The organism is Sphingobium jiangsuense (assembly GCF_014196495.1).
GTDB classification, from domain to species: domain Bacteria; phylum Pseudomonadota; class Alphaproteobacteria; order Sphingomonadales; family Sphingomonadaceae; genus Sphingobium; species Sphingobium jiangsuense.
In genome coordinates this window covers 481479-491011 of the sequence record NZ_JACIDT010000002.1, presented here as the reverse complement: position 1 = coordinate 491011, position 9533 = coordinate 481479, and the positions used below count along the sequence as shown (strand labels likewise).

At 65.8% G+C, this 9533-nt stretch carries 13 protein-coding genes and 1 pseudogene; 10 read left to right on the top strand and 4 right to left on the bottom strand.

Annotation, left to right across the window (positions count from 1 at the left end; genetic code table 11):
* Positions 1-74 precede the first annotated feature (74 nt).
* From GGR43_RS04885 to GGR43_RS04875, 3 genes and pseudogenes are all read right to left on the bottom strand, one after another.
* Positions 75-359 (bottom strand): annotated as a pseudogene (locus GGR43_RS04885) (DUF932 domain-containing protein); the annotation flags it as partial.
* A gap of 290 nt (positions 360-649) precedes the next feature.
* A complete protein-coding gene (locus tag GGR43_RS04880; protein WP_188070800.1) occupies positions 650-949 on the bottom strand; it encodes a DUF736 domain-containing protein in 300 nt (99 codons plus the stop codon).
* Positions 950-1265: 316 nt separating this feature from the next.
* Positions 1266-1925: a cation efflux transmembrane domain-containing protein gene (locus GGR43_RS04875; protein WP_188070799.1), complete on the bottom strand. Its 660-nt coding sequence runs from the start codon at positions 1923-1925 to the stop codon at positions 1266-1268.
* 67 nt (positions 1926-1992) lie between these two features.
* Here GGR43_RS04875 and GGR43_RS04870 point away from each other — a divergent pair, with 67 nt between their 5' ends.
* From GGR43_RS04870 to arsH, 7 genes are all read left to right on the top strand, one after another.
* Complete coding sequence (locus GGR43_RS04870) at positions 1993-2403, top strand: MerR family transcriptional regulator (protein WP_188070798.1); 411 nt, start codon at positions 1993-1995, stop codon at positions 2401-2403.
* A 7-nt stretch (positions 2404-2410) separates the two neighbouring features.
* A complete protein-coding gene (locus GGR43_RS04865; RefSeq protein WP_188070797.1) occupies positions 2411-2740 on the top strand; it encodes a YnfA family protein in 330 nt (109 codons plus the stop codon).
* 71 nt (positions 2741-2811) lie between these two features.
* Positions 2812-3144, top strand: coding sequence for an ArsR/SmtB family transcription factor (locus GGR43_RS04860; RefSeq protein ID WP_188070796.1), 333 nt, complete (start codon positions 2812-2814; stop codon positions 3142-3144).
* Positions 3145-3155: 11 nt separating this feature from the next.
* Positions 3156-3686, top strand: coding sequence for an arsenate reductase ArsC (locus GGR43_RS04855; RefSeq protein ID WP_188070795.1), 531 nt, complete (start codon positions 3156-3158; stop codon positions 3684-3686).
* Positions 3683-4114 carry an arsenate reductase (glutaredoxin) gene (arsC, locus tag GGR43_RS04850; RefSeq protein WP_188070794.1) on the top strand — a complete coding sequence of 144 codons (432 nt, stop codon included), beginning with the start codon at positions 3683-3685 and terminating at the stop codon, positions 4112-4114. Before GGR43_RS04855 ends, arsC begins: the two co-directional genes overlap by 4 nt.
* Before the next feature lie 2 nt (positions 4115-4116).
* A complete protein-coding gene (gene arsB / locus GGR43_RS04845; RefSeq protein ID WP_188070793.1) occupies positions 4117-5190 on the top strand; it encodes an ACR3 family arsenite efflux transporter in 1074 nt (357 codons plus the stop codon).
* A complete protein-coding gene (arsH, locus tag GGR43_RS04840; RefSeq protein ID WP_188070850.1) occupies positions 5190-5936 on the top strand; it encodes an arsenical resistance protein ArsH in 747 nt (248 codons plus the stop codon). The genes arsB and arsH overlap by 1 nt, the downstream gene beginning before the upstream one ends.
* Positions 5937-6083: 147 nt before the next feature.
* Here the strand turns inward: arsH and GGR43_RS04835 are convergent, their stop codons facing one another.
* Positions 6084-8159: a ParB/RepB/Spo0J family partition protein gene (locus GGR43_RS04835; protein ID WP_188070792.1), complete on the bottom strand. Its 2076-nt coding sequence runs from the start codon at positions 8157-8159 to the stop codon at positions 6084-6086.
* 446 nt (positions 8160-8605) lie between these two features.
* Here GGR43_RS04835 and GGR43_RS04830 point away from each other — a divergent pair, with 446 nt between their 5' ends.
* From GGR43_RS04830 to GGR43_RS04820, 3 genes are all read left to right on the top strand, one after another.
* Entirely contained in the window at positions 8606-8875 is a 270-nt protein-coding gene (locus tag GGR43_RS04830; protein ID WP_188070791.1) for a CopG family ribbon-helix-helix protein, read from the top strand.
* Positions 8872-9165 (top strand): type II toxin-antitoxin system RelE/ParE family toxin, encoded by a 294-nt coding sequence (locus tag GGR43_RS04825; protein WP_188070790.1) that lies wholly within the window; start codon positions 8872-8874, stop codon positions 9163-9165. Before GGR43_RS04830 ends, GGR43_RS04825 begins: the two co-directional genes overlap by 4 nt.
* A gap of 115 nt (positions 9166-9280) precedes the next feature.
* Positions 9281-9520, top strand: a complete 240-nt coding sequence (locus tag GGR43_RS04820; RefSeq protein WP_188070789.1) for a hypothetical protein — start codon at positions 9281-9283, stop codon at positions 9518-9520.
* Positions 9521-9533 lie beyond the last annotated feature (13 nt).

The window sequence follows — 9533 nt, the reverse complement described above, 5'->3', positions numbered from 1 at the left end:
CGAAATAGACGCAAAATGTCTCAAACGTCGGAATTTTATTATCGACATTAAAACAGCGGCTTACCCTGAGACGAGACATCGTCTGCAAACATAAGATGAAGCATGTGCTTGGCGTGGCCGTGGCGGCTGCCGTCACGCGGGACCGACTGGACGGCAAAGAACGGGAACCATCCCTCCCGGCGCAGCCCCTCCACGATGTCGATGGTCGGGACATAAACATAGCGCTCCGAACGACTGTCGTGCGCCTCGCGGGCGAAGATGGACGGGACGTGGCGATAGAGCGCTTCGTTATCGAGCGCCTCACGTCCGCTGATCTGGTGGGCGTTGCGGCCGAACCGGGTGGCAAGCTGATGATACATGGCTGAACTCCTTGGGCTTGGGTTTCCGCGCAGCGGAGCGCCGCGCTGAAACCCTGCCCGTCGGCGAGACCGGGGGTGCAACCGGAGTGGGCGGCTTCGCGGGGAACCGGCTGCACGGAACGCGCTCGCGCGAGGAGGAAGCTGGGCGGAAGCCGCTCCGAAGGGCGCTCGGGGCAGCGCCCCAAGAACCTCACAGATGATGCCGGGCCTCTGGACCGTCCGTCTCTCAGGAGCCAGAAGAAGCATGACAAGGCGCCCCCGCTCCGGTGGAGCGGGGGCGCCGTTAGGGGTCAGCGAGACCAGATGAGCGCGTATTCGCCGGCGGTGTCGGTCTCGGACAGAGTGGCGTAGATCGGTGCCGGGAAGGTCGGATCGTCCAGCTTGACCGAGATGTAGTCGCGGCCTTCTCGGCTGGTCTTCTTCCATCCCGCGCCGCATTCGATGGTTCCGACTGCGAGGCGGTAATCGGGCGCCTTGTCGCTCTCCTTGTCGATCGGCCGAAGGGTCGCCTTGGCGTTGAGGGTCAAGGTCTTGATGGTTCCGGTGAAGGAGCCGTTGCCCGCCTGGGTGAAGGTGCCGATGGTTGCCATGTCGAAGTTCCTTTCGTTCTCGGGCCACGACCGCCGCGGCCTCGATGGCGATCGGTGAAGCGGGGATGATCGGACGCGCACCGCTTGCGGCCGGAGCGCAGCGGAGGATGGCGACGCGCGGCTTTTTTGCTTCGCGATGCAAAGCCGAAGGCGGCGGAAAAAAGCTGCGCGGCGGCGTTGCGCCAGGCCGAGCAAGGCGAAGCCGACCCCGGTTAGATCAAGCCAATCGGGAGGCCGCTTGGTCGTGGGCGAAGCGGGGACTGTCGATGACAGCTAACCCGGTGATGATCCACAGAGGCCATGAGCGCCTAGATCGTCAGACGCTCTCAATCGCATCGGTTGTCCGCGTCCGCGCGACGGTGGCGACCGTGTGCAGCTCCGCCAACGCCTGCCGAACGATCTGCCAGCCCCCGGAAATGCCAAGGCCAGCGAGAACCACGGCAACGATGATGTCGGGCCAAGCCGTGCCGGTCCCAAAGACGCCGAGCGCCGCCGCCACCACGGCAATGTTGCCGATCGCGTCGTTGCGAGAGCAGATCCACACCGATCTGCGGTTGGCGTCTCCGTCACGATGTCGCCAGAGCATGACGGCGCAGGTCAAATTGGCGAGCAGCGCGAGCACGCCGATGACGCCCATCGTCTCGGCCTGCGGCAGAGCCCCGGCAAGCGTCATCCAGACCGTGCTTCCAAGCACCCAGAGCGCGAGCAGGAACAGCGATGCCCCCTTCAGCAGCGCGGCCCGCGCACGCCAGCGCAGCGCCAGGCCGGCGACGCCGAGGCTGATCGCGTAGTTGGCGGCATCACCGAGGAAGTCGAGCGCGTCGGCTTTGAGCGATGCCGAGTGGGCGGCGACGCCAGCGACAATCTCGATCGCGAACATGCCGGCGTTGATGGCGAGCGCGATCCATAGCACGCGCCGCCATGCCTCGTCCTTCGCCGGGGGTGTCTCACAACCGCCGCAGCATCCGCCTGCCATATACGTCACCTCGATTCGCTCGATGCGACCGGCTATATGCACCCTGTAGCAACTATAGGGTCAAGGCATGGCGCTCACTATCGGCGAACTGGGCAAGGCGACGGGCACGAAGGTTGAGACGATCCGCTATTACGAACGGATCGGCCTTTTGCCGAATCCGCCACGCACGGGCGGCAACTATCGCGCCTATGGCGAGCCGGAGCTTGGCCGGCTCTCGTTCATCCGCCGCGCGCGCGATCTCGGCTTTCCGCTCGATCAGGTGCGCGCGCTGCTGTCGCTGTCGGACGATCGCGGCCGGGACTGCGCGACGGTTGATGCGCTCGCCCGCGATCATCTTACTGAAGTCGAGCGCAAGATCACCGATCTGACAGCATTGCGCCAAGAGTTGTCCGCGCTCATCACCTCCTGCAAGGGTGGCACGGTCGCGGACTGCCGTATCATCGAGACGCTGGCACCGGCGCCGCATCCCCACGGATAGGGAGCCTATGACCATCACGCCCTTCGCCTATGTCGGTGCGGCCTTAGCCGAGATCGCCGGCTGCTTCTCCTTCTGGGCGTGGCTGCGCCTCGGCAAGACGCCATTGTGGCTCGTGCCGGGCATGATCTCGCTGGCGCTGTTTGCCTGGTTACTGACGTTGGTGGACAGCGAAGCGGCAGGGCGCACCTACGCCGCCTATGGCGGCGTCTACATTGCGGCGTCTTTGGGCTGGCTCTGGGCCGTGGAGGGGCTGCGGCCGGACCGATGGGATGTCATCGGGGCCATTATCTGCCTCGCCGGCGCGGCAATTATTCTGTTTGGCCCTCGCGCCGCTTGAACTCAGGCTTTGACATCGCGCGAATGTGCGAGAGGAGTAGCTTAAAATTACATATCTGCTAATCTGGATATATGGATACCGAGTCGACTATCGCTGTTCTCGGCGCTCTCGCGCAGGCGACACGCCTTGATACGTTCCGGCTGCTGGTGCGGCATGAGCCGGATGGCTTGCCGGCCGGCGAGATCGCGCGTCAGCTCGATGTGCCGCAGAACACGATGTCGGCACATCTCGGCATCCTATCACGCGCGGGGTTGGTGAAGTCGGAGCGGCAAAGCCGGTCGATCATCTACCGTGCCGACCTCGATACGCTGCGGGCGCTCACACTCTTTCTGGTGAAGGACTGCTGCGCCGGAAAGCCGGAGTTGTGCGCGCCTCTCGTCGCCGAACTCGTCCCCTGCTGCTGACGGAGACTGCCATGCCCGCCGATCGCGTGTTCAACGTCCTGTTCCTCTGCACCGGCAATTCGGCGCGCTCGATCTTGGCCGAAAGCGCCATGAACAAGCTGGGCGAAGGCCGCTTTCGCGGCTTCTCGGCCGGGAGTTTTCCAAAGGGCCAGATCAACCCTGTGGCGCTGCGGCTGCTGGAGCGGATCGGCTATCCGACCGAAGGACTGCGCTCCAAAAGCTGGGAGGAGTTCTCCCGGCCCGGCGCGCCGCACATGGATTTCGTGTTCACCGTCTGCGACGACGCGGCGGGTGAAACCTGCCCGATCTGGCCCGGCCATCCGATGACCGCGCATTGGGGGATCGAAGACCCTAGCCATGTGGAAGGAACCGAGATCGAGCGCGAGCGCGCCTTCGTCACGGCGCTGCGCTATCTGGAGAACCGGATCAAGCTGTTCCTCGCGCTACCAATCGGGGCTCTCGAAGCGAAGGCGCTTGGCGCGAAGCTGCATGAGATCGGCCATGCCGAAGGTTCGACCGCGCGGCGCGGAGACGCCGCATGAGGCCGATCGACATCATCATCTATCACAACCCTGAGTGCGGCACGTCGCGCAACGTCCTGGGGCTGATCCGCAACGCGGGTATCGAGCCGCATGTCATCGAATATCTCAAGACGCCGCCGGCTCGCGCGCTGCTGGTCCAACTCATCGAGCGCGCCGGGATCACGCCGCGTGAGCTGCTTCGCGAGAAGGGCACGCCCTATGCCGAACTGGGACTGGGCGACGAAAGCCTGACCGACGACGCTTTGTTGGACGCGATGATGGCGCATCCGATCCTCATCAACCGCCCGCTGGTTGTCTCGCCGCTAGGCGTAAAGCTGTGCCGGCCCTCGGAGGCCGTGCTGGACCTGCTCCCCGCCCCGCAGCGGGGCGCCTTCGCTAAGGAAGACGGGCAGCAAGTCGTCGATGCCACCGGCGCGTTAGTAGTCTGAGCATGGCGACCGTCTCCGCCGACGCTGCGCTGCCGCGTCCCGGCCTGTCCTTTTTCGAGCGGTATCTGAGCCTGTGGGTGGCGTTGTGCATCGTCGCGGGCATCGCGCTCGGCCACGCGCTGCCCAACCTGTTCGGGGCCATCGCCACGGCTGAGGTGGCGCGCGTCAATCTCGTGGTGGCGGTGCTGATCTGGCTGATGATCGTGCCGATGCTGCTCAAGATCGACTTCGGCGCGCTGGGATCGGTGCGCCAGCACTTGCGGGGCGTCGGCGTCACCCTATTCATCAACTGGGCGGTCAAGCCCTTCTCGATGGCCCTGCTCGGCACAATCTTCATCGGCTGGCTGTTCGCTCCGCTGCTGCCGGCAGGCGAAGGTCCGTCCTACATCGCCGGGCTGATCCTGCTCGCCGCCGCGCCCTGCACGGCGATGGTGTTCGTCTGGTCGAACCTCTGCAACGGCGAACCGACCTATACGCTGAGCCAGGTCGCGCTCAACGACATCATCATGGTGTTCCTGTTCGCGCCGCTGGTCGGGCTGCTGCTCGGCGTCGCCTCGGTGACGGTGCCGTGGGACACGCTGCTGATCTCGGTCGGCCTCTACATCGTCGTGCCGGTAATCGTTGCGCAACTGGTGCGGCGGCGCGTGCTGGCCTCGGGTGGGCAGGCCGCGCTCGATCGGCTGCTGGCGCGGCTCGGCCCGGCGTCCCTCGTTGCCCTGCTGACGACGCTGGTGCTGCTGTTCGGCTTCCAGGGCGAGGCGATCGTGGCGCAGCCGCTGGTAATCGCGCTCATCGCCGTGCCGATACTGATCCAGGTCTATTTCAACGCGGGGCTGGCCTATTGGCTGAGCCGCCGGTTCGGCGTGGCGTGGTGCGTGGCCGCGCCCGCCGCCCTTATCGGCGCATCCAATTTCTTCGAGTTGGCCGTTGCGGCCGCCATCAGCCTTTTCGGTCTCAATTCCGGCGCGGCGCTCGCCACGGTGGTCGGCGTGCTGGTCGAGGTGCCGGTAATGCTGTCGGTCGTCGCCATCGTGAAGCGGACACGAGGCTGGTATGAGAAAGGAACAACCGTTTGATCCGTCTCCGCGCGCTGCCCGACCCGACGCATCTACCCGCGCTTGATCTACGCTATGTCCGTGAACGGCCCGCGCTCGGCCTTGGCGGGGGCGATCCGCCGCGTATCCTGTTGCTTTACGGTTCCCTGCGCGAACGGTCCTTCTCGCGCTTCGCGGTCGAGGAAGCCGCAAGGCTGCTCCAACTTTTCGGTGCGGAGACGCGGATTTTTGACCCCTCCGACCTGCCTCTACCCGACCAGGTGAAGGGCGACGATCACCCCGCCGTCCACGAACTGCGTGACCATGCCCTGTGGTCCGAAGGCATGGTGTGGTGCAGCCCGGAGCGGCACGGGCAGATAACCGGCATCATGAAGGCGCAGATCGACCATCTCCCGCTGGAGATGAAGGGGATGCGCCCGACCCAGGGGCGCACGCTCGCCGTCATGCAGGTGTCGGGCGGCTCGCAGTCGTTCAACGCGGTCAACACGCTGCGACTCCTCGGCCGCTGGATGCGGATGTTCACCATCCCCAACCAGTCGAGCGTGGCGATGGCCTGCAAGGAGTTCGACGACGCCGGACGCATGAGGCCATCCAGCTATTACGACCGGATCGTGGATGTGATGGAGGAGCTGGTGCGGTTCACGGTGCTGCTGCGCCCGCACGCCGCACAGCTTGTCGACCGCTATTCCGAGCGAAGGTCGGCTGGCGTGACAGTCGATCCGGCCAACGACCTCTCGGCGATCGCCATCGCGCCGCAATCAAGATAAACCTGTTCCGCGAGCCGGGCAGCGCCCGGCGAGCGACGATTTCTGCTCGCGTGATAAAAGCGGACGCGTCCCGGCACGGGGCGCGTCCGCGATTACCACTCTTCGACGGAAGGCCGGGACCGCTCGCGCGGCCCCGGTCCGATGCCGCTATTCGGCGGCAACGGCGTAGGAGGCTTCCTCGTCCAAGCCCGGCGACTCGGCCGCTTCGGCCTTGGATGCCTGCTCCACGGCCTCGGAGTCCTCGACCGCGACAGTCGCGGTCTGCTCCGCCTCCGGCTGCGCAGTCCGCAGCACAGCGGGAAGCCAGCCGGTCCCGGCCAGAAGCTGCTCGGCGGCTTGCGCCATGTCCGGCTTCTTCATGTCCGCGATACGGCGGGCGGCGTCCTCCGAAACACCTTCGGTTACCGCCTCCACGATACGCGCCTTGGTGACGCGGCCAAGGTAACTGTCCACCGTGGGCGTCCAGTCCTTCGCCACGTCCAGCGCCAGCGCGGTCGCCAGTCTGTCGGCCGTTTGCAGCGTCCGGGGCTTGCGATCCCACGGCAACCGCAGGGCGTTGACGGTGCGGGACGCGCAATGCGCCAGCAGCGCCAGCCGCTTCTCGTCGTCCAGATTGACGATGAAGCCCCACAGGTCCGCCACGTCACGCGGCATCCGCTCGGCCCACGCCTCGCGCGCCTCGCTCGCCCGCGCCGCCAAGGGCGTGTCCTCAATCCCATCCGCATGACTGCCAAGCGGCGTCACAGTCGGACGAACCTCAAGGCAACCGGCCTCCGCATAGCTGTAGAACAGTTGCGCGGTCAGCGTGTGGGTGAGCGCGATCAGAGCCATGTCGGGCTGCTCGCCAAGCGCCACGCGAAGCGCCAGCGTCCGGTGAGCGGACAGGTCGCGGGTGAGGCTGTCGGAAATTGGCTTGCCCGGTTCCTCGTCCTCGAAATCCTGCACGTCCTCATCGCCGTCTTCGGCCTGCTCGTCCTCCCCGGCCTGAGGGTCGGTCGTGCCGGCGTCAGCGTCCGGCTCCGGCTGCGAGTCGGCCAGCGCCTCGTCCTCAGCGCGGACGAAACCGCGCTCGATCCTGACCGTCCCGTCATGGTGAAGCACGACGAACGCGCCGCCACGCGCGATCACGTTGGCGTCGTAGGCGAAGCGCTTCTCGGAAATGGCATCGATCTCGTCGGAAATCGCCTCCAGCTTCTCCGCCACGTCCTCGGGCATCTCGTCATAGGACGAATAGCCTTCGGCAAGCTCGTCATGCTCGGTGGACAGTGCCTCCAACCGCGCCTCGTCATCGTCAGACAAGGTAACGGCCTGCGGATAGAAGCGCCGCATCCCGTGGGCGTGGGGATAGTCGATATGTGCCTCGGCCCATTTCCAGCCCTCGGCCTGAACCTTGCCCGCGATCTCGCGCAGCTTCTCGGTGGCGAGCATATCGAGCAAGCCCGCATCCTCGAAGAACCCGCCCCGGTCCTCGCTGAACAGGTCGCGGATGATGTTGCCGCCCGCCTCGACATAGGCGTCGGCCCCGACGAACACCGCGCGCCGGTCGGTCGCAGGGACGTTGCTCGCGGTCATGTCGCGCCGGATGATCCACGGCTCGCGGTTGTGATGCAGACCCTCGAAAACCTGCTCCTGCCGGGCGTGGTCCTCGGTGATCGCAAAGGCCATAAGCTGGTCCAGCGTAAGGCCATCCTCGCGATAGACCTGCAACAGTTTCGGGCTGACAGCGCCCAAGCGAAGCCGCTGCTTCACCACAGAAGCCGAAACGCCGAACCGCGCCCCGATCTCCTGCGCGCCCCAGCCCTTGCCGTCCGCAAGCTCGCGGAACCGCTCAAACTGGTCGGCGGGGTGCATCGGCGTGCGGGTCACGTTCTCGTCCAGACTGATCTCGGACGGGTCGTTCGCCGTATCCAGCCAGCAGCGCACCGGCTCAGATTTCTTGATCTGCTTGCGCTTGGCCCGCAGCAGCATCGCCAGTCTGCGGCCTTCGCCAGCGGTGACGAGATAATAGCCGGTCGGCGTCCCGTCCTCCTTGATCTCGGGCTCGACGACAAGGTTCTGGATCAGCCCCTTATGCTGGATCGAAGCGGCCAGCGCCTCGATTGCGGCTTCCCCATGCGGCACCTTGCGAGCATTGCGCGGGGACTTCTTGAGCTTGGCGAGCGGCAGGAAGATTTCAACGCCCGACACAGGCGCGGCGGCTGCGGTTTCGGTCACAGCGTTCATCACACTTCTCCTTAAAACCACACTCACCCCGGAATGGGGTGGGCGGCGAAGAAGCGACCGGCAGGCCCGCCGGCGGAGCCGGGCAGCACCCGCAGGGCCGGAACGCAGAGGAGGTAAGCGCGGCACGCGCGTTGCGGCCCGGCGCGGCGGGCCTAGAGGGAAGCGTCGCCCACCCCACCGACGGGGAGAGCTTCAAACGATGCGATCGGGCCGGCGCAGCCCTGGCCCGATCTCCGCAGCTCCGAAGAACTGGACCCGCTCACGGGTTCACCGATCGGCGCGCCAGCGCCGTCCCGCCATGCTGATCGTCACCCGGCAGGGCCGAGACCCGTAGGGGCTCGGTCGGAGCGCAGCGGAGATAGAGCGGCGGTCCCGTAGGGAGGCGCCAACTTGCGTTCCATCACCATCTCGATTATATTTTAATCATACTGATAGAGAGTGCTGCGATGGCCACAGACACGAAAGTTTTGACGGCGCACGTCCCCATCGGACTGGCGGAAAAGGTCGAGGCGATGGCCTCGCGGCTCGAACGCTCGCGCGGCTGGGTGATGAAACAGGCGCTCGCCGCCTGGGTCGATCAGGAGGAGGAGCGTCATCGTATGACGCTCGAAGCCCTGGAGGACGTGGATGCGGGCCGCGTCATCGACCATCAGGCGGTTCAGGCTTGGGCCGATAGCCTCGGCACGGAAAAGCCGCTGCCGCCCCCCTCGGCATGAGGATCAAGTGGACCGGCAAGGCATCCTCCGATCTCGTGCGGCTGCACGAGCATCTGCGGCCGGTCGCCCCGGACCCGGCGACGCGGGTTGTTCAGCAGCTTGCCCGCGCGCCGGATCGCCTACTCGACTATCCCCGGATCGGCGAGAAGCTGGAAGCCTACGAGCCACGCGAGGTCCGGCGGATCACCGTCGGCAATTACGAGCTGCGCTACGAAATCGCGGACGCGACGATCTTCATACTGCGCCTCTGGCACTGCCGCGAGAATCGCAGCTTCGAGTCGGACGAGTGACGATGAGACCGATCACGGCAAACCCTGCGATGCACTACACCGCCGCGCGTTCCTATTTACGCTACGCCGCGACAGAACCTTTGTGCGACGTGCGAACCCACGGCAGCGTGGTGGGATGGCCCTTCCTCGCAAGCTCCGCCGCCGCACGCCTCGTCGCTGGGCCGAATGCCCGGATGACCTGCATGACTACACCAACCGCGTCGCGCCGCGCCGGGCTTCGCCGCGTGAGGATGAGGGGCCGATCGTCGTCACCGATGATTGGCCGGAGCGCGTTCCGATCGGCGACGCGGAATTGCGCGCGATCGAAGGCCACATGCGGCAAGAGCTGGACAAGCTGTTCGGACCATTGCCGTGAAGTGAGGAGTGAA

What these genes read in the sequence shown, in the direction of transcription:
- GGR43_RS04880 (WP_188070800.1), bottom strand. Translation starts at nt 949, where the DNA reads ATGGCAACCATCGGCACCTTCACCCAGGCGGGCAACGGCTCCTTCACC.
- GGR43_RS04875 (WP_188070799.1), bottom strand. Translation starts at nt 1,925, where the DNA reads ATGGCAGGCGGATGCTGCGGCGGTTGTGAGACACCCCCGGCGAAGGAC.
- GGR43_RS04870 (WP_188070798.1), top strand. Translation starts at nt 1,993, where the DNA reads ATGGCGCTCACTATCGGCGAACTGGGCAAGGCGACGGGCACGAAGGTT.
- GGR43_RS04865 (WP_188070797.1), top strand. Translation starts at nt 2,411, where the DNA reads ATGACCATCACGCCCTTCGCCTATGTCGGTGCGGCCTTAGCCGAGATC.
- GGR43_RS04860 (WP_188070796.1), top strand. Translation starts at nt 2,812, where the DNA reads ATGGATACCGAGTCGACTATCGCTGTTCTCGGCGCTCTCGCGCAGGCG.
- GGR43_RS04855 (WP_188070795.1), top strand. Translation starts at nt 3,156, where the DNA reads ATGCCCGCCGATCGCGTGTTCAACGTCCTGTTCCTCTGCACCGGCAAT.
- arsC (WP_188070794.1), top strand. Translation starts at nt 3,683, where the DNA reads ATGAGGCCGATCGACATCATCATCTATCACAACCCTGAGTGCGGCACG.
- arsB (WP_188070793.1), top strand. Translation starts at nt 4,117, where the DNA reads ATGGCGACCGTCTCCGCCGACGCTGCGCTGCCGCGTCCCGGCCTGTCC.
- GGR43_RS04835 (WP_188070792.1), bottom strand. Translation starts at nt 8,159, where the DNA reads ATGAACGCTGTGACCGAAACCGCAGCCGCCGCGCCTGTGTCGGGCGTT.
- GGR43_RS04830 (WP_188070791.1), top strand. Translation starts at nt 8,606, where the DNA reads ATGGCCACAGACACGAAAGTTTTGACGGCGCACGTCCCCATCGGACTG.
- GGR43_RS04825 (WP_188070790.1), top strand. Translation starts at nt 8,872, where the DNA reads ATGAGGATCAAGTGGACCGGCAAGGCATCCTCCGATCTCGTGCGGCTG.
- GGR43_RS04820 (WP_188070789.1), top strand. Translation starts at nt 9,281, where the DNA reads ATGGCCCTTCCTCGCAAGCTCCGCCGCCGCACGCCTCGTCGCTGGGCC.